Below are 19,338 nucleotides of genomic sequence, written 5' to 3'. Positions count from 1 at the left end.
CAGTCATTGGAAATTTATTCCAACCCGCTTATTTAGGGAACAGAATATGGTTTTTCAGCGCATGAGCTACTCCATCCTCGTCATTCGAGAGAGTAACGGTGTTGGCAGCAGCTTTGACCTCAAGGGGAGCATTTTCCATGGCAATGCCAAGTCCCGCAAAGGCCAGCATGTCGATATCATTGTAGTTGTCACCCATAGCCAGACAATCGCTTTGTTTCAGTTGGTACTCTTTTAGCAGAATTTGAATGGCTGCCGTTTTGGAAGCCTTTTTTGACATGATTTCCAGATAAGTAGGCTTGGATAAGTAGAGATTTACTTCTTCGCCGTATAGGGGTCGCAATACTTGAAGGACGCGTCTGATCTCTTCGGGATCACCCATGCACAAAATTTTACTTGTTCCATCAGTCTCTTCCCTCCAACCACTGGTAAGCTTAGAAAAACTATAAATGCGAGGCTCGATATTGGTGATGTCACGTTCTTGAAGCGCCCATGCATCCAATTGTTCAATATACCACTCATCATCCTTATACAGGCTTACGTGAAGATCATACTCAGCCAGGCTGTCAAGCAAACACTGTGTCATTTTCTTATCTATATAACGGGTGTTCAGCTTGTTCCCGTGTTTATCTATAACAAGTGCCCCACTGTAGCATATGAGAGGCTCAGAAATACCAAGATGCTTCTGCAATGGAATAATTGCTTTTGGCATTCGCGCAGAGACAAGAACCACTGGAATCTGCTTATCATTTATAACCTGGAGAATGGTTTCTTTTGTTGCTTCCGTGATTTGATGCGCCGAGTTAAGCAGCGTCCCGTCAATATCAATGCAGACAATTTTATAAGTTTCCATAAATGATTCCTCCAGCTCCAGTGTATTTTGTTATTCAATGAATGAGTATACAAGAAAGATAGTGTATATAACCAAAAATACAACACACATAATAACTGTTACTTATTACGACAAGCTTTGGCTTGTTTATGAATCGTTTCTATCAGATAAAATTACTCCGTAACGTTAACATCTAGGCAGGAGAATTGCATAGGCTTAGAGAAGTAGATCTTTCATAAATGACTGACTGTGAATTCGTGCCGGAAATGTATGGAAAAGGAGTTTGAATAAGTCAATGATACGATATGGATTACAACAGGAACAAGGATTCAAGCTGGTTATGACGCCCGAATTGCGACAAGCAATCACGATCTTGCAATATTCTTCGGCTGATTTAATATCCTTTCTGCATGAACAGGCGAACAATAATCCAGTCATTGATTTGCCGGAGTTTAATATGTCCATAGGCAGTATCAAAGAAGAAGCAGAGCGGTTTTCACAGAAAGATCAAGGAGATCTGCTTGAACATTATCGTGGCGGAGAAAAATATCCATCGGTCCAGCGAGCAAACCCCGTTACATTTCTGGATTTTGTCCCCAATCCGAATGATACCCTGTTTGAACATCTGTACAGGCAGCTTGGACTGGTATGTGGGCTTACAAATTCACAGCGTATGGTGGCACGGTACCTCATTGGCAATTTGAACGAAATGGGATATTTAGAACTTGATGTTCCAACGGTCGCCTCACTATTGGACGTTCCCATAGCCGAAATTGAGGATATGCTCTTGGTGATACAGAGTTTTGATCCACCGGGGATCGCCTCTTACAGCTTGGAAGAATGTCTTCTTCTCCAGCTCCAGCTTGCTGGCATGGATGATGAATGCATAGTCAGAATGGTAAGCAACCATCTGGCCGATCTGGCGAACAATCGGATACAAAAAATTGCGGATGCTCTTGAAATCGGTAGGCAAGAGGTTATACAGATGGCCGATCGAATTCGCAAGCTAAATCCATGCCCGGGCGCAGCATTTGCTCATAAAGAGCAGCAATACATCATAGCAGATATCACGGTCGAAAAAGCCAACGGGGAATATCTTGTCCTGATTAATGACATTAGTGCGCCGCGGGTTGAGATTAACCCTTTTTACCGGCAAATGATGCAGGATCTACCGAATAGTGAAACCAAACGTTTTATCCATGAGAAGATGAATACGGCAAAATGGCTGGTCAATAGCCTGAAGCAACGTCGGCTGACCCTTCTACGGGTTGCCAAGGCCATTGTGGAAAAGCAGCAGGATTTTTTTGAGCATGGCGTGTATTTCCTCAAACCAATCACCCAAAAGGAGATTGCCGATAAGACGGGCTTACACGAATCCACGGTCAGCAGGGCGGTCAGTAATAAATTTATACAGACGCCTCGCGGATTGTTCGAGCTCAAATTTTTCTTTACTTCCTCCTTGACGTCAGCGGACGGAGATGCTGCTTCATCGGAGAGTGCAAAAAAGCGTATCAAAAATTTGATAGATGATGAGGACAAGCAAAAACCGTTATCGGATCAGGCTATTACTACCCTGCTGGGAAAGGAAGGTTTGCATCTATCACGCAGAACCGTGGCGAAATATCGGGAAGAACTGAGATATCTTTCTTCTGCCAAAAGAAAAAAGTTTGAAGTTTGAATGTTTAAGGAATAGTCGCGTTTGATCCGGTTCCATATTTTTCGATTTGGCTTGATCCTGAATGATCCGACTCGCTAGTTCTTGAATTCACCATTACACCTCCTTTCTTGAACTAGGATGTTTTCACTTTTGAAACGCTTCCAATTTGCTGTGAGAAAAACATCAGTTAGTAGATCCATACTATGAATCGACCGAATGAGCTAATATTTTTACAATAAAATCATGTAGTTTCGCCTTGCTTGAAGACAACGGGGAGACGATACACTTGCTGATCTAAAGTTTCACCTTCGATTTTCTTATAAAGCAGTCTGATTGTCATACGTGCCATCTCCTCCACTGGCTGCCTGATTGTAGACAATATCGGATGAAAATAAGGATGGTCCTGAATCCCGTCGTAGCCGATAACCTTTACATCCTCTGGAACGCGAATGCCCTCCCTGCGTGCTCTTTCTATATAGTTGGCGGCTAACATATCGGTAATAGCAAAAATGCCGTCCACATCGCGATGCTCATTTAGGAACTCGTTAAAATAGGCATCGTCGTCCACTATAGGGTCGGGCTTCTCGTAGATTACATAATCGACTCCCAATGTTTGCGCCTCATGAATGAAACCTTTTCTCCGATTCATGGTTTCACTGAAAATGGAAGTGACGCTTCCCATAAAAGCCGGTTTCTGGGCCCCCACCTTAACAAGCTTCCTCAAAGCCAGACGCCCTCCCTCATAATTATCGGAGGTCACACAAGTAATTTTTTTGTTGAAGTGCCTATCAATACTTACAATCGGAATGTCATTGCTTACGCTATTTTCTATATCATTGTAAGTAATGCCGACAATACCAGCCACTTTGTTTTGCCGTAGCATATCCAGATAATACAGTTCTTTTTCGGGCTTGCCGCCGCTATTACACAACATGAGCTTAAAGCCTTCCTGATCCAACTCATCCTCAATGTAATAAGCCAGTTCAGAAAAAAAAGGATGCCAGATACTTGGAAGCAGCAAGGCTACCATCTTGGATTTCCTCATCTTGAAATTTCGAGCGACTTCATTAGGAAAATAATTCAGTTCTTGTATAGCTTCCTCCACTTTTCTGCGTGTATCTGGTTTTACAGAGCCCGAGTTGTTAATAACTCGGGATACAGTTCCTACAGCTACGCCAGCTAAGCTAGCTACATCTTTAATACTTGGCATCGGCATCTCCCTCCCTCTATCTCTCTTTATGAAAATTATAATAACACTAAGATGGAAACGTTTCAATTTTGTTGATGCTCTTTTTTCGCTGAAGCTCTTTATCTTCCTTACCGGGCTGAAGCACCAGCGCGGATTCCATTAGGTATACGTCCTTGTCCTCTACATCTGTTCATATTCATCTCTATCCTTAGGGTCAAGTTCTAAAAAGCAATAAAATAAACATTCTCTGTCGGCTGTAATTAGTTTTGTCATTAATACAGCCTATAAACGCCACTTTCTGTACTATGAAAATGACACTTTCTGTATTATCATTTGTCACTTCTTATATAGACTGTATTGTAAAATGTCATTTATCTGTTGCACCTTAATTGGAAACTTACACGTCTAAAATTGAGGGGAAATGCTTATCTCAATTCTCCGTCTCCATGCCCAATACTAGTTAGCGATCACTACACTAAAAACAAATAATATCATTCGTAGGAGTTCCATTCGAAAATGAACCTACTCATAAGTCTTTACAGATCTTTTGCAATTTAGGAACGGATTTTTCCGACTCATGTGTAAATACAACCTTTATTAGGAATACTTTACGAACAACTTGGTTCTTATTGGGAAATGAATTGAAACGTTTAGAGGTGATCATCATGTGGTCTAAAATAATTCCTTATATTCCGAGGTGGGTTACATTATTTCAGGCCGCTCTCGCGTTGATTACCCCTTTAGATTACAGGGAATTATGATTCCGACTTAAAGACAATTCGTGAGGCTATAGGTGAAAATAGTGATGTGCATTTTCGTGAGTTTGTGGTGAAGAAATGCACGGTCCGTGTTAGTCTTCATAGAAGGTATGCAGGATGAAGAGATTATGAACAAGCAGGTATTGCAGATTTTTGATGTTTAAAGATCAGCAACCCTAACAGGAACAACAGGAAAGTATAAGTAACTGGAATTTTTGTATTCCTAAGCTCCTATATCTCTGATGAAAAGAAGACCTATTATGATGAAAACGCAGCAAAGCAAACGTAAGCCATGATGCTAAGACGAAGGAGGAGCTATGGTGTTTACACGCTCTGATGATAAGATCACAACGAAGCAGGCCGCTGTATTCCTGACCAATACCGTATTGGGGGCTGGGATTTTGACACTGCCGAGAAATGTAACTGAAAAGGTACAGACTCCTGATGGATGGCTTTCTGTCCTCATCGGTGGATGTATTGTCATATTAGTCGTTTGGCTGATGGTGAAATTAAGTCAACAGTTTCCTGGAAACACCGTGTATCAATACTCCAGAAAAATCGTGGGCATCATCCCAGGAGGATTTTTAAGTGTATTATTGATTATATATTTTTTAATCATCGCTGGCCTCGAGATTCGGGTTTTTGCTGAAGTGACGATGTTTTATCTGCTTGAAGGCACACCCATCTGGGCGATTGTGATTCCATTTATTTGGGTAGGAAGTTATTTGGTTTTTGGAGGTATTAACCCCATCGCTCGGCTATACCAGATTGTACTTCCGATTAGTCTCTTTTTTCTGCTCTTCTGTTTTGTCTTTAGTTTAAGGATATTTGAAATTGATCATCTTCGTCCCGTATTGAGTGACGGGATTTTACCTATCATCAAGGGACTAAAATCGACTATTCTTGTTTATGTTGGATGCGAAGTCGTCATGACACTAGTCGCTTTTCTGCAGCACCCTGAAAAAGCATTTAAGGCCATGGTAGTGGGGATCAGTATCCCTTGGGTTTTGTACTTTCTGACCGTAGTTATGGTGATCGGCGGGTTATCGACGGACTCCACTGTGACAAGTACTTGGCCCACCATTAATTTAATACGCAGTTTTGAAATCCCCGGATTTCTTTTTGAACGTCTGGAGTTTCCGCTGCTGGTGATCTGGATGATGCAAATGTTTTGTAATTTTTGCAGTTTTTTCTTCAATGCATCCTTAGGAATCTCACAGGTATTCGGTCTTAAATATCGTTATGCGATTTTTGGCTTAATTCCGATTATCTTTATCTCCACAATGACTCCTCTCAGTATGATGGACGTGTTTAGCCTTAGCGGTGCGGTCGAATACATGGGAATCATTTTGTTTTTTCTGGTTCCGGTACTTCTCTCCATCGTGTTCGTGATCAGAAAGAAGGGAATGAAGCAAAATGTGTAGACGACCTATCCCATCTTTACTGCTTGCTTCATTCTACTTAGATCAAGTCGGCTGCTGGAGCAGCAAATCTATTTTCTTCACTCCCACTGTAGAATAGTTCGTACATCGGCCTGTCGGCTGTTTTAAAATACTAACTACTGACGTATGCAGGGCGTTTGGCAAAAAAAGGGAGCACACATGTCCTTAGCCACAAGGGAAAACGAAAGCACCCTGATCCTAAAATTATAAAAAAGTAGACATTATGCTATGTGTTCCTCGCATAATGTCTACTTTTCTAGCAAAACAATCAAGTATACATGGTATTAACTGTGAAGTGTATACATCGAAGTCACTTTAACGTTTCTTTCAATGGTGTTTCTCACAAGTGATATTTCTATGGCTTTTGCAATCAACTTTTCAACCTGCGCTTCATCTGCGTCACTGTCCACATTGAAACGAACGTTTATTTCATCAAAGCCAGAATTCCCCTCTTTTAAGCCAAAGAAAACGTTCAGATCTATTTCGCCAGTAACATCAACGTCCAACGAATTTACTTTAATCCCCATACCACTAGCTGTTGCAATGAATCCAACACCTACACAAGCACCAAGTGCACTTAACAAAAGCTCAACGGGATTAGGCCCTTTTCCAGTTCCGGATAGCCACTCTGGTTCATCAATGGGTACCGGCTTATAGTCCCCAACCTCGGCCTCCGAGTAAAACCCATCTTTCCATTTTACTGTAGAAGCAAAACTTGTAATCGCATCCTCGGGATTTTCCTTATATTTTTCTGCCAAGCTTCCGAGCATATTTACATCTACACCGTTCATTTTACTCATATTTAGGACTCCTCTATTTTATATTTTTCATAGACCAATTTAATTGAATCCTGGCTTGTCCTTTATGACTTTTTAGGCGGGATCGCACACCCTTCATCAGTACATAGTCCTTCACTAGGGGTTTCATCAGAAAGAATTTCAAACTTAGCTGCCGGATGCTCTTCTTCCCAAACTTTCTCCACCCTGCCCATCCGAAACCTTGGGTTGCCGGATGTCTGCTTTGGCTACGGCACTTTAAAGGGTAAAGTTACCCGGTGGATTTGAACCACCTAATGATGCGACTGTGAGGTGCACCCAAAAAAGAGGCTCCCTATACTGGGGGCCTCTTGATATTATAGTAGCGTTGATGGCTTTAAACAAAACCTAAAAGAGAAATGTATATTCATTTATACCATTTTCCACTCATGAAGTTCCAAGCGAAGCGCTTTTTCCGACACATACGGGTCTTTTTCAACCATCGCCTGTGCCTCTTCCAATGAATCTGCAACGTAAATGACTAGACCGCCGGCCCCATCAACAAAAGGTCCCATGGCATAAATTTTCCCCTGTTCCTTCATTTTGTTCAAAAATTCCAGGTGCTTAGGATGTAACTCTTGTCTTTTTCCCGGGTCAACTATGTGCAAGATTGCTGCGTAATGTGCCATTGTACCACTCCTTAAGTGAATGAAAAATAGATTACCAAGTCTATGAAGCCTTTATATTCTTAATAGCACGAATCTTTTGAATTAGTACACAATTTCGTGATCTTCACGTTTTTCATACAGTGAGGCCACTGGCTCGATAGTCCGTGATGCGCTCCGTCCATTACTGCTGGTGTCGTTCTGCTTTGGTCATCTGGCAAATCTCCTTGAGTTAAGATATGCCTATGATCTCATAACTGGTGTTAGGTTTACAGGTGTACTGGGTTTGACGCTTACGTTTTAACTGTGGAGTGTATACTCCGAAGTCACTTTAACGTTTCTTTCAATGGTGTTTCTCACAGGTGATATTTCTATGGCTTTTGCAATCAACTTTTCAACCTGCGCTTCATCTGCGTCACTGTCCACATTGAAACGAACGTTTATTTCATCAAAGCCAGAATTCCCCTCTTTTAAGCCAAAGAAAACGTTCAGATCTATTTCGCCAGTAACATCAACGCCCAACGAATTTACTTTAATTCCCATACCACTAGCTGTTGCAATGAATCCAACACCTACACAAGCGCCAAGTGCACTTAACAAAAGCTCAACGGGATTAGGCCCTTTTCCAGTTCCGGATAGCCACTCTGGTTCATCAATGGGTACCGGCTTATAGTCCCCAACCTCAGCCTCCGAGTAAAACCCATCTTTCCATTTTACTGTAGAAGTAAAACTTGTAATCGCATCCTCGGGATTTTCCTTATAATTTTCTGCCAAGCTTCCGAGCATATTCACATCTACACCGTTCATTTTACTCATATTTAGGACTCCTCTATTTTATATTTTTCATAGACCAATTTAATTGGATCCTGGCTTGTCCTTTATGACTTTTTAGGCGGGATCGCACACCCTTCATCAGTACATAGTCCTTCACTAGAGGTTTCATCAGAAAGAATTTCAAACTTAGCTACCGGATGCTCTTCTTCCCAAACTTTCTCCAACACTTGAGAAAAAGATTCTGTCGGCTGTGCCCCTGAAACTGCATATTTTTGGTTGAATATAAAGAACGGTACCCCGCTAATCCCAACTCTACGAGCTTCATCTTGATCTTTTCGTACTTGATCTTTATAAAGATCCTTATTTTTTAATACTCCGAGGGCTTCTTTTCTGTTTAATCCAACTGCTTCTGCAATATCGGCCAGTGTATCATAATCTCCTACATCCCTTGATTCAGTGAAATGTGCAATAAGTAATTTTTCATTCAACGTTGTTTCTTTGCCATTCGTTTTTGCCCATTTTAATAAACGATGAGCATCCAGTGTATTGGTGGGTTTAAGACTATCTAATTGAAAGGATAACCCCACGTTCTTGGCTTGTTGAGTTAAGTGGCTAAGAAATTCTTTTGCTTGTTCTCTTCCTCCAAATTTAGGGGTTAATTTTTCTACAAAACTTGTTCCATCATACGAAGAAGCTCCCGGATCAAGCTCAAAGCTTTTGTATTCAATACTTATTTCATCTTTATGCGGTAATCCATCTAAGGCTCGCTCCAGATTTTGTTTACCAATATAGCAGAATGGACATGCAATGTCAGACCAGATTTCAATTTTCATGTTTCTACCCCTTCTCAGTTTTAGTTATTCGTCAAATGCAACCAGTGCATTTACTCCATGAGCAAGAGCGGAACCAGCTTTTAAAGCAGTAGCTACCATAATCGACTCAGCCAGTTCTTCTTTGGTTGCTCCGGCTTTTTTGGCTGCTTTCGTATGAATATCAATGCAATATGGACACCCAGTGGTATGGGCAACCGCAACCGCAATCAATTCTTTTTCCTTGGTACTGAGTATGCTGGCTTTTAACGCTTGCTGATCAAAAGAAGCAAAGGATTTGAACGAATCACTTAATTGGGTAAACTCCCGTAGTCTATTAATATAAGATGCACGGTATAACTCGTCGTCATCGGTACCATCATACGCATTTAAAGCATTAACGCCATGAGCCATCGCCGAACCGGCTTTGAGCGCGGTGGCAACCATTATAGCTTCTGCCATTTCCTCTTTTGATACACCATGTTTCTTAGCTTGTTTTACATGAACCTCAATACAATAAGGGCATCCCGTGGTGTGGGCTATAGCAATTGCAATTAGTTCCTTGTATTTTGCTGTAAGTTTCCCTTCAGCCAATGCTAACTTTTCAAAGGCTACAAACGCCTTGAAAATCTCTGGAGAAACCGAGTTAAATTCTCCAATACGTTTAAAATTCGATTTTTTAAATAAACTGTCTTGATGACTCATAGAAAACCCCTCTATTCATTAGAAATTTTAGTGTACTCTGAGCTTTAATTCATTACGCTCAGAATTTTTTCCTTACTTACGTTTTTCATAGATCCTACGATTGAATCAAAAAGTTTCTCTCTTTAAATGCCTTCTTTTAATCGAAAACAATAAGACATTATTCAATTGATTAATTGAATTATAGAATACATAGGCATTTAAGTCAAGTGTTCGGTGAAAATAAAGTATTTTCTTAGTGCTTAGGTTAAGATAAGTCCCCTGTTTAAGCACTACATGCTATCCGCGTACGTTCTTTAATTAGTAATTGGAAATGGAATATAATGAGGAGGACGTAGCCCAAACGAAGGCGCGGGAGCGTCCTTTTTTTGAAAGGGCAGTTTTGCTGATTAGATCTGCTGAGTAGTGGAGCATCTGGCCTCTCACGGTTGGTTGCGGACAAGAAGATTAAAAATAGTAAGGTAAGGAGAAATCCGGCAGATACGATGGCGATCAAAAACTACCCATGACGGACATGCGTCATGGGTAGTTTTTAATCATTTCCATACGTTCAGGAGGGGGCCGTGGTGCAATAGCGATATCCTAATCACTTCGTTGGACAGACAGAGTTTTGTGTAAAAATGGCCACCGCTCGGGAACGGCCTTTCTTCATATACATTTCCGAACTGACTTATTTGACCGGCCCCATCCAGGTTGAGATCGTCTTCTGCTGGTGCGGCAACGGCGGTTTCAACTTCCCGTTATCGACCAAATGCTTCAAAATATAAGCGACAAGCCGGCCTCCGCCGGTGTTGCCTCTCACCATGTAAGCAAGCTGTGGCTCCAAATGCTTCGGCTGATTTTGCAGGAACAGCTTGAGCATTTTGTCGTAGAGCTTGCCGACAGCAGGCGCATACAGAGCGGACAAATCCGGCATTGCCTTGTTCAACCGATCCAACGTTTGCGGAGAGTCGATCCAAACCGCATTGAACTTGTACCCTTCATCCGTCTTGCGGATGTACCCCTTCTCCAGCAGGAACGAATATTGCTCGCTGTTCTCTTCGTTGTCGGGCAGTTCCCCTTGTTGGAACGCATGACAAATCTCGACATTCCGGTATTCCAGGAAACGCCAATCCATCTGGCGGTCACTCCAGTAAGTATTGAATTGCCACAAGTATAAGGGAGTGTCTTCGACGTAGCGGAGCGACGGACCGAAGGTGACGTAACTACTCAAATCAAAACCCGGATCGGCATTGCGGCTCCGGTTTAACGCCGCATAGGCAATATACTGACCTCCGTCCTTTCGCATTGGTGCGACCGCATCGAAGTTTTCGCCCGCCGGCATGCTCCGCCAAGATTGCTCCTCGACGTTCTTGGGCAGCAAGGTCCAGAGCAGGAAGTTATAGTCGCCGTCCGGAACGTACACTCCGCTATCCTCGACTTGCCGGCGAACTTCCATTAACGCGTCAAAATGAACATCGGCCACTTCGGCGGCGCAATCTTGCCAGAATTGATGACCGGCTACGGCCAACTCGAAGAGGTCCCAGACGATGGTATTGCTTTGATATTTGCCGGGAGAGGTTTGGATGAGAAAATTGTAATCGGCCAGGTGCCGGACTTCGCCTTCCAGCAAAGACGGCGGCATTCCGAGCTCCTCCGCGATTTGATGTACGGTACGCGCCTTGTGATAAGCCGCGTAAACGATATTTTGCGCCAAGGCGCGTCCAAGAAAATCGTTGGTTTCGCCCAGTCTGCCGGCCGAACCGGAATGGCCCATTTCCCCCATGCTGACCGGATTGACACTTAAAGTTCCTGTTGCACGCATACGTTTCATCCCTTTCCGTAACTTCTTTTTTGCCTCGCTCAAATGCCACTTCACCGTGTTGACAGGAATGTTCAGAGCAACCGCGATATCGCCGATTTTAAGCTCGTCGTAGTAATGCATGACCACGATCCGGCGATGGATGTCGGACAGGAACGCGACTTCTCGGCGCAACTCGCGGTAAGCTTCGGTTACCAGCAGCCGGTCAAGCGGCTCCCGGGAAGGGGCGGCAGACAGTTCGGACATGCCGTTGATTTCGATCGCTTGGGGAGCGTGCGCACGCTTTTTCAACCAATTCACCCAAGTGTATCGGGCAACCGTCCAGACGTAAGCGTCAAGGCTTCTAATGTCCCGCACCCCGGAGAAGGATTTCAACAACTGCAGCATAATCTCCTGAGCCAGATCCTCCGCCTCGGCCCGCTGCTTGACCCGGTTTAACGCAAAACCGAAAATCGGTTTGACATAGCTCCGAATCGCTTCCGCCGCTTCTTTTCCGTTTTTACTAATTGAATCCATTTTTTGCCTCCATAGTTGCATCTGTAATTCCTGACAATTATATAGTGTGCCAGGCGAAATAAAGGTTGGGATTATTTCAAAAAAATTTGGGCATCCTAACGGATCACTTCATACATGTATAATTACAAACTTCATGAGTAGGTCATTTGAATGGTTAAAGAGACGTTATGAACTTTTTGTTGAGTATATTGGAAAAGAATTAAACAAGCTGAAGATTACTTTAGATGTAAAGGTCTCACTTTTAGTATATAAAGATACTTTTTTCCGTTCAACTAAGGGAGGATACAAACTAGGAGCACGAGCCGAAGTTCTTCTTCGGGTACTTGGGGTACTCCTTCGTTCCGTAGGTAAACCAGGAGTGGTCTCGATTAATTATTCAAATGCATAATAGAGGTTCATTAAACTAACGGAGAACGTTAGTTCAATAAATTGGCTTTTACCACTTTTGAGCAACCTGCTAAAATACATTTGTACCAGTTAACCCCTGAGTCTAACGTGGAGCTTATAAGACTTCTATAAAGTGTTTGTGGTAACTGGTACATCCGTAGAGGATTTGGCGGTAAGAAGTCGTATATATATATTGTGCAGTGACCTCTCAGGAAAACAACCGCCCCAAAAAAGGTTTGGAGCCAGCAGGTATCCCCTCCTGGACTTCTTTAACAGAACTGAGGCGCTCCATGTTCTTGGCGCTGCACAAAATGATAAATTATCAACTTGTCGATGTGACAAGTTTTTTTTATGTAAACAAAGAACTTAACAGAAGAAAGAAGGAAAATGTTTCCATCTGTCGAAAGAACATAACAGAAAGCCCTTTAAAGTGTTGAGGCGAATACTCGACCTCTAAGTTTATTTTGGGTAATGCACTGACTCTGAAACCTGACATGCTACATTGGGCCCGTTTTGGAGCTCTTAAGAAAACTTGGTTAGTCTGGTGCTAATTGAATGCAAATAGGTGATCATAAGTTGAATAATTTTATGCTTAAGAATTCAACCATTAATAAAGGCCAAGACAACTCTAGAGCTTTTTACGCCTTCTATGTTGGAGTAGATATCGGCTCGGATTTCCATGTTGCTGCTTGCATTCCATTTGAAAAGTTCCGCAGTGAGAAGGAATGGAAACGCAGTAAAACGATGAAGTTTAACTCGGATAGTCAAGGAATTACAAAGTTTATCAATGCCTTAGAAGATATTCAAGCTCAATTCGGTTATAAACCTCAGGATTTCTTTGTATTGCTGGAGCCAACTGGCGGACATTATTCATATTTGGTTGTTCGAGTGCTGTTAGATCGAGGCTATTCTATATTTCAGGTTGAAAATAAAGCTGTAAAGGATTTTCGTGAACGCCAGCTAGGACTTAATGAAAAGTCCGATGAAATTGATGCTAGAATCATGGCCTATATGGGATGGCACAAAACCCTTCATCCCGATATGCGTTCGGTGCGAATAGTTCGTCCTGCAAGTGCAGAGCAGGTTTTGTACCGCACATTAACTAGGGATCGCTGGTTACTTACTACTCAATTAACAAGACGTAAGAATCAAATCCAGCAATTATTTTCTGTAACCAATCCTGAACTTAAACAAGCTTTTAAAAAAACAGGTGCGCTAAGTGTCCTCAAATTGGCTTTGAAGTATCCTACAGCTCAAGAAATGGCCAAGGTAACTCAGGATGAACTTAGGCAAACTCTAATAACTATTGGTGCAAAAACTATTGCTACGAAAGCCTCTACGACCTTGGCAGAACTGTTACCCAACACATTGGCCTTGAACATTCCACACTTAGCTGAACGGCAAACGTGGCTAATTGAAGAAGCTTTGCGCATAGACGAAGCGATAAAAAGCATGGATAAACAGATCACTTCCCTGCTTTATGGCGATAAAGAAAAAGGATATCAACCACATCCTTATACAAAGATACTTATGTCCTTCCCTATTATGAGTGAATCTATGGCGTGTACATTTATCGGCGCAATTGGTGATATTGAACGCTTCTCAACATATTTAGAGCTTAAAAAGTACCTTGGAGTAGCCGCAGAGAATAAAGTCTCGGGCACATCCGTTTTTAAGAGTAGGCAGACATACGAGGGTGTTAGAGATACTCGCAGAGTTCTATTCTTAATGACTTTGCTACTAATATCTCCAAAAATAAGTGAAAATAGTTTTCGTGTTTACTATAAGCGATTAGTTGATCGAGGAATGGCGAAGAGAAAAGCAATAGGGCATGTATGCGGTAAGATTGCCCAAGTTTTATACTCATGCCTTAAAAACAATGAACCGTATGATCTTTTCAAACACGCGAGCAAAATGGGAGTAATCCTTGACGATGATAAAGTAAGATTAAAGATCCCAGCTAATTTAGAAGATTACGAACGCCAAGCGGATGAGTTAGCAGATGACGATGTCTTATAAACGACCAGTATCTTACACTGCCTTACACTGAACATAAATAGCTCATTGCATGTAAAATTGGAAATAAGAAGCTTCCAAATTACGGTGATGGGCTCATTTACATTTTTCTAAGCGCTACACTACATTAGACTGGAGTCATTGATTTAACGCGGTTTTTGAATTGAAGAATCGTCAGCTTTTGAAAAATAAGTTTTAGTCTGATCCATTAATAAAAGCAGCGGCAGTCTAAGACTTGATAAATAAAGTCTTAGACTGCCGCTGTTGTCGTTCAACTAACGTTTCCCGTTAGCTTACTCCCTTACTTTTAAAACTTCGATCGTAATCTGCACTACATCAACATCCGCTGTGATTAGGATTTATATTTAGCATTATTCCGCAACAGGATACTACTATTAATAACGGCCACCAAACGCATTTGGACTAACAGCATCAATACGGGCAAAATCATCAGACGTAAGATGAATATCAAGTGCCTTGATATTATCCTCCAAATATTTACGGCGTTTCGTACCAGGAATCGGCAATGTGCCTCTTTCTACTGTCCATGCTATTGCTAGTTGAGGTACCGTACAGTTCTTTTCTTTGGCGATTTCCGCTAGTTTATCAACGATGTTAATATTCTTTTGGAAGTTCTCACCTTTGTAACGTGTAAAAAGATTGCGCATATCATCAGCTTGGAAGTTCTCATTCATGTGACGTTCCCCCGTAATAAAGCCTCTGCTTAGAGGACTGTAAGCTACAAGGGTGATTCCTAATTCTTTTACGGTAGGTAGAGCTTCTTCTTCAATTTCCCGACTCCAAATGGAGTATTCCGATTGGACTGCGGAAATAGGGTGTACTTGATGCGCTTTACGAAGTGTAGATGCACTAATAACTGATCCATTTAGGCCATTAGAAAGACCAAGATAACGTACTTTACCTGCTTTAACTAAGTCAGCCATAGCACCAACTGTCTCCTCAATTGGAACATTAGGATCTACCGCATGTTGATAATACAGGTCGATATAATCGAGACCAAGACGTCGAAGGCTTTCATCAATTGCTTTCTTTACATAGTCCGGGTGTCCTCCGATGAATTCCCAATTTGGACCATACGAAAACTTGGTAGCGACAATTGCCTGTTCTCTTCGTCCCTTCAACGCTTTTCCTAATAGCTCCTCATTATGGCCGTTGCCATATGTATCAGCAGTATCAAGCAAAGTTACCCCGAGATCAAGCGCCCGATGAATGGTTTTAATGGACTCCTCATCATCAATGGTGCCATATATGCCGGGGGACATGCCCATCATACCCAATCCAATAGAAGAAACGACGATATCGCTGTGACCGAGCTTTTGCGTTTTCATTTTAGTTACCTCGCTTTTTATATGTTTTAGCTTCGAGTTACATCTTAGCATAAAGACATTTACAAAGTAAACACTTTTAATCATTTCTGTATAATCTGCAAAATATGTTTGTGCCGAAAGCGAAATTCCGGTTATAATAAAAGTAAGGGGGGCTGTATGTGAATAGCCAGATATCAGATAAAAAAAACGAAACACGAGCTAAGCTTATGAATAAGCTGCTTCCTTATTTACGAAAAAATGGCCTTCAGTCCGTTCGGATGGACGAAATTTCTAGAGTAATGGAGATAAGCCGAGCGACTTTATATAAGTATTTCTCAACCAAGGAAGAAATTGTCGAGTTCATCGTAGATGGTTTTATTGAATACATGAAGGAACTGACTCACAACCCTTTGGATTCGGTTCAAAGTTTCGGTACTCGTTTTTTGCAAATATTTGAACAAACCATATCTCTAGTCGTTTATTTCTCGGATATTATCCTTCAGGACCTCGAAACCAGTTACCCGGATTTATTTGATCGCTTTAATGAAGCTATGAAGGAGCGAGAAGAGAAGATACTGGCTTTCTTTGAGGAAGGTAAACAAAAAGGGATTTTCAATCAACTTAACGGCAGGCTATTAATAAAGCAGGATGAAATTCTTAGAGGGATGTTCGATGTTAAATATCTGATGACCAATCAATTCACGGTTCAACAAGTTTTATATGATTATTTTCAATTAAAGAGGATTCAGTTGTTTAAGCCCGAAAAGCTGACAGCAATTGATGATGAAGTGTTGATGCCGAAAATAGAACATTTAACTCAAAAAGTGACCAAAAACCTTTTTTAACATTTACTAACGCGATACCACAATGATAAGAGGCCCACCAAATTAAATTAATGGGGGTTCTTCACTAACCTGCCCGTTCAGCTTAATGAAGCATTGTCAGTCTAATACTTTATTTTCTCAGTCTAGAACTTTATTTTCTTTTGACATCAAGTACTTTTTGTACGAAGAGTGGGACACCTTGAAAACCATGAATAACCAGATATTTAATGAATCTTTTATATAAATCCAACCTTTAAAAATATGGAGGGAAATAGCCATAAAAAAAATGAACCCTTAGAATACATTGGTTAAACCCAGGGTTTATCTAATGTATTCTAGTGGGTGCATTTCAAATCGATATAGGTTCTTCGTTATTTTTCAAACTCCGTTTAATATAATGTGTTTAGTGCCTCACGCGTAAACGGAAGTAATTCTTCTGTTCGTCCATCGCGGATTTTGTTTACCCAGTCAGGGTCAGCCAATAATGCGCGCCCGACTGCGATCAAATCGAATTCTCCACGTTCTAATCTCTCGATTAGCCCCTCTATTTGGGTTGTTTTTCCATTCGCATTTTCTCCGTTATCAAAGAAATCCAAAAAATCAGCGTCAAGACCGACAGATCCAACTGTAATTGTTGGTTTCCCTGTCAGTTTTTTTATCCATCCTGAAAGATTCAAGTCAGATCCTTCAAAAGCCGGTTCCCAAAAACGACGAATAGAAGCATGAAAGATGTCAACGCCTGCATCAACTAATGGTGTTAAGAAGTGTTCTAGTTGTTCTGGAGTTTCTACTAATTTTGCTGTATACGCATCATATTTCCACTGTGAGATTCGCAACACAATTGGAAATTCTGGTCCAACAGCAACTCGGCAAGCTGCGATAACCTCACTAGCAAAGCGCGTACGATTGACAATATCACCACCGTATTCATCGTTACGCGAGTTTGTTTTTTTCCAAAAAAATTGATCAATTAAAAATCCATGTGCCGCCATAATCTCGATGCCATCAAACCCAACTTTTTTAGCATTGACTGCTGCCTGCACGAAGGCTTCAACTAATTCCGAAATTTCTTGTTTAGAGTAATCATTGACGTTACCACGTGCACCCATGTGCCATATTTGCGAGAAAATTTTGCCACCGACTTCGTGGATACCATTAACTACTTCTGACCATCCATTTAGCGCCTCTTCTCCGTATAAGTGTGGTACGTCCTCCTGCCATGCTGGCACCTCGGATGCAACATCAGGATGGTTGATAAATGTACCCTCTGTTAGAATAAGTCCAACACCATTTTCAGCTCTACGACGATAATACGCAGCGACATCCCTCCCTGGCACTCCATTTGGAGAAAAATTTCGAGTCATAGGTGCCATTATAATACGATTAGATAGTTTGAGATTTCCCATTTCGAATGGTTTAAAAAGAGCATCAACAGATTGAAAATTATTCACAAAAAAACCTCCAAGTTTTATTATTGTCATTTTATAACGTAGACGTTCGTATATTAGCAACAATTAAATCAACTTATCTAATCCCTAACAATGCATATAAAAAGACTCTCATTCTAACGTTTATAAAATGAACTGAGAACCAAGTTATGGCTGCACCACCACAGAAGCCTGTTAAATAGGGCAGCTTTCCTCCATTAAAGCAGATATCCAAATTGGCTCCATCTTCGGCTTAGGGCTTGTTTTACCTAAGACATTGATTTTCATGTAATTTGGGAAAACACTCTTCCATCAATGAAATTACTTGAAACCAAATCCTTGCTGCTCCAACATTCTTCTCACTTCAAGATAATAAATGTGGTTATAGAAGGAGGATATTTCTTGACTCCAACCTCTTGTTTCTTTTCCATTTGTACGTTTATCCATGTAGTTAGAGATCGTTTGATCATATTCTTTAATGAGGCCTTCTAAGTTGGTGTCGTACCGTTCTTTATGCCAAATTGCTTTTTGAGGTAAACGTGGCTTCTTCGAGTAGTTTCTATATTGATACGAAATAGCGAAAAATCCCTTATAAACGTTTGTTACATACCTCAACAGCACTTTGCAGAAAATCCTCTATCTCTTCGCGTGATTTACGAAGCTTGTTGACATATCGAGTAAGCTCTTTACCGTCGACATAGGCAACAAAGCTTGGAATACCCATAATATTTTGTTCTTCACTTACAGTACCTACATGATCTACATCCACCTCGATGAGATCCAGATCATTCGCAAATTTTTCTTCAACTTCAGGCATGAATGGATCAATAAATTTGCAGTCCGGGCACCAGTCTGCTTTAAAAACAGCAACTGTAATTTTGGGGGAACGGATAGCTGTATCAAATTCTGATTTAAAGGTAATTTTTTTCATTTTAAGATCTCCTTTTTTAATGGAGTTACCATTCCAATTGATGTTGTTCAATATAGTTACTTGTCAGATCATCTCCAGCATCAATCGATACCTTACCTTCGGTACCTACCGGCACACCTGCTTTGACAAGCAGCTGACCAATGTGGCATTTTTCTTCTGCTTGTAAGAATAATGCTTCGACCACAGTGATATCTTCCTTTGATGCACTCGAGGATAAAACAACATGCGGACGATGTGTAATGCTCAGTTGGTCCCCTCTAGCTATGTCCCCTTCTGTGTCCATAAAGAACCCGACAACGTGTACTTTCTTGCGATCGAGCATGTACGCTAGTGTCAGAGCATAACAAGCAATGGCAGAGGACATCAGGAGTTGTTGTGGATTAGCACCTTCTCCACTTCCGCCTTTCATAACAGGGATAGCAATTTGGGTTTGTAAATTGTCGCCTTTCATACGACCAAAACCTTTCGCGTCTTTGAACCAAACCGTATTCATATTCACTTTTTGATTCGGCATTTTAATATGCTCCT

The 19,338-nt window shown here is 41.4% G+C and carries 16 protein-coding genes and 1 pseudogene; 5 read left to right on the top strand and 12 right to left on the bottom strand.

The window, feature by feature from the left end; genetic code table 11:
• Nucleotides 1-28 precede the first annotated feature (28 nt).
• Complete coding sequence (locus ACYCSE_RS17765; protein ID WP_235307906.1) at nt 29-850, bottom strand: Cof-type HAD-IIB family hydrolase; 822 nt, start codon at nt 848-850, stop codon at nt 29-31.
• Between the two features lie 274 nt (nt 851-1,124).
• Between ACYCSE_RS17765 and rpoN the strand changes: the two genes are divergently transcribed.
• A complete protein-coding gene (rpoN, locus tag ACYCSE_RS17760) occupies nt 1,125-2,507 on the top strand; it encodes an RNA polymerase factor sigma-54 (protein ID WP_459699112.1) in 1,383 nt (460 codons plus the stop codon).
• Nucleotides 2,508-2,727: 220 nt separating this feature from the next.
• On the opposite strand, the gene ACYCSE_RS17755 is transcribed toward rpoN, so the two are convergent.
• Complete coding sequence (locus tag ACYCSE_RS17755; protein WP_459699110.1) at nt 2,728-3,696, bottom strand: LacI family DNA-binding transcriptional regulator; 969 nt, start codon at nt 3,694-3,696, stop codon at nt 2,728-2,730.
• 644 nt (nt 3,697-4,340) lie between these two features.
• Between ACYCSE_RS17755 and ACYCSE_RS17750 the strand changes: the two are divergent.
• Both ACYCSE_RS17750 and ACYCSE_RS17745 read left to right on the top strand, forming a co-directional pair.
• Nucleotides 4,341-4,607 (top strand): annotated as a pseudogene (locus tag ACYCSE_RS17750) (spore germination protein); the annotation flags it as partial.
• Nucleotides 4,608-4,753: 146 nt separating this feature from the next.
• Nucleotides 4,754-5,857, top strand: a complete 1,104-nt coding sequence (locus ACYCSE_RS17745) for a GerAB/ArcD/ProY family transporter (protein ID WP_459702542.1) — start codon at nt 4,754-4,756, stop codon at nt 5,855-5,857.
• 302 nt (nt 5,858-6,159) lie between these two features.
• Here ACYCSE_RS17745 and ACYCSE_RS17740 read toward each other — a convergent pair whose 3' ends face one another.
• The 6 genes from ACYCSE_RS17740 to ACYCSE_RS17715 all read right to left on the bottom strand — a co-directional run bounded on the left by ACYCSE_RS17740 (nt 6,160) and on the right by ACYCSE_RS17715 (nt 11,897).
• Complete coding sequence (locus ACYCSE_RS17740) at nt 6,160-6,675, bottom strand: OsmC family protein (RefSeq protein ID WP_459699108.1); 516 nt, start codon at nt 6,673-6,675, stop codon at nt 6,160-6,162.
• Nucleotides 6,676-7,061: 386 nt separating this feature from the next.
• On the bottom strand, nt 7,062-7,319 hold the full coding sequence (locus ACYCSE_RS17735; RefSeq protein WP_134910491.1) for a YciI family protein: 258 nt from the start codon (nt 7,317-7,319) through the stop codon (nt 7,062-7,064).
• A 276-nt stretch (nt 7,320-7,595) separates the two neighbouring features.
• Nucleotides 7,596-8,111, bottom strand: a complete 516-nt coding sequence (locus tag ACYCSE_RS17730; RefSeq protein ID WP_459699106.1) for an OsmC family protein — start codon at nt 8,109-8,111, stop codon at nt 7,596-7,598.
• A gap of 62 nt (nt 8,112-8,173) precedes the next feature.
• A complete protein-coding gene (locus ACYCSE_RS17725; RefSeq protein WP_459699104.1) occupies nt 8,174-8,902 on the bottom strand; it encodes a DsbA family oxidoreductase in 729 nt (242 codons plus the stop codon).
• A 24-nt stretch (nt 8,903-8,926) separates the two neighbouring features.
• Nucleotides 8,927-9,583: a carboxymuconolactone decarboxylase family protein gene (locus tag ACYCSE_RS17720; RefSeq protein WP_254349315.1), complete on the bottom strand. Its 657-nt coding sequence runs from the start codon at nt 9,581-9,583 to the stop codon at nt 8,927-8,929.
• Nucleotides 9,584-10,250: 667 nt separating this feature from the next.
• Nucleotides 10,251-11,897 (bottom strand): RNA polymerase sigma factor, encoded by a 1,647-nt coding sequence (locus ACYCSE_RS17715; protein WP_250261916.1) that lies wholly within the window; start codon nt 11,895-11,897, stop codon nt 10,251-10,253.
• Nucleotides 11,898-12,845: 948 nt separating this feature from the next.
• On the opposite strand from ACYCSE_RS17715, the gene ACYCSE_RS17710 reads away from it, so the two are divergent.
• Nucleotides 12,846-14,303 (top strand): IS110 family transposase, encoded by a 1,458-nt coding sequence (locus ACYCSE_RS17710; protein WP_459702541.1) that lies wholly within the window; start codon nt 12,846-12,848, stop codon nt 14,301-14,303.
• Nucleotides 14,304-14,695: 392 nt separating this feature from the next.
• Here ACYCSE_RS17710 and ACYCSE_RS17705 read toward each other — a convergent pair whose 3' ends face one another.
• Nucleotides 14,696-15,649: an aldo/keto reductase gene (locus ACYCSE_RS17705; RefSeq protein WP_250267906.1), complete on the bottom strand. Its 954-nt coding sequence runs from the start codon at nt 15,647-15,649 to the stop codon at nt 14,696-14,698.
• Between the two features lie 158 nt (nt 15,650-15,807).
• Between ACYCSE_RS17705 and ACYCSE_RS17700 the strand changes: the two genes are divergently transcribed.
• Nucleotides 15,808-16,473 carry a TetR/AcrR family transcriptional regulator gene (locus ACYCSE_RS17700; RefSeq protein ID WP_250261919.1) on the top strand — a complete coding sequence of 222 codons (666 nt, stop codon included), beginning with the start codon at nt 15,808-15,810 and terminating at the stop codon, nt 16,471-16,473.
• Nucleotides 16,474-16,841: 368 nt separating this feature from the next.
• Here ACYCSE_RS17700 and ACYCSE_RS17695 read toward each other — a convergent pair whose 3' ends face one another.
• The 3 genes from ACYCSE_RS17695 to ACYCSE_RS17685 all read right to left on the bottom strand — a co-directional run bounded on the left by ACYCSE_RS17695 (nt 16,842) and on the right by ACYCSE_RS17685 (nt 19,324).
• On the bottom strand, nt 16,842-17,903 hold the full coding sequence (locus ACYCSE_RS17695) for an NADH:flavin oxidoreductase (RefSeq protein WP_322162885.1): 1,062 nt from the start codon (nt 17,901-17,903) through the stop codon (nt 16,842-16,844).
• A gap of 565 nt (nt 17,904-18,468) precedes the next feature.
• Nucleotides 18,469-18,810: a thioredoxin family protein gene (locus tag ACYCSE_RS17690; RefSeq protein WP_459699100.1), complete on the bottom strand. Its 342-nt coding sequence runs from the start codon at nt 18,808-18,810 to the stop codon at nt 18,469-18,471.
• A gap of 25 nt (nt 18,811-18,835) precedes the next feature.
• Nucleotides 18,836-19,324: an OsmC family protein gene (locus ACYCSE_RS17685; RefSeq protein WP_459699098.1), complete on the bottom strand. Its 489-nt coding sequence runs from the start codon at nt 19,322-19,324 to the stop codon at nt 18,836-18,838.
• Between the last annotated feature and the right edge of the window lie 14 nt (nt 19,325-19,338).

Source organism: Paenibacillus sp. SEL1 (assembly GCF_054602535.1).
Note: the sequence above shows the minus strand (reverse complement) of the source record. Positions and strands in the feature narration are given on the sequence as shown.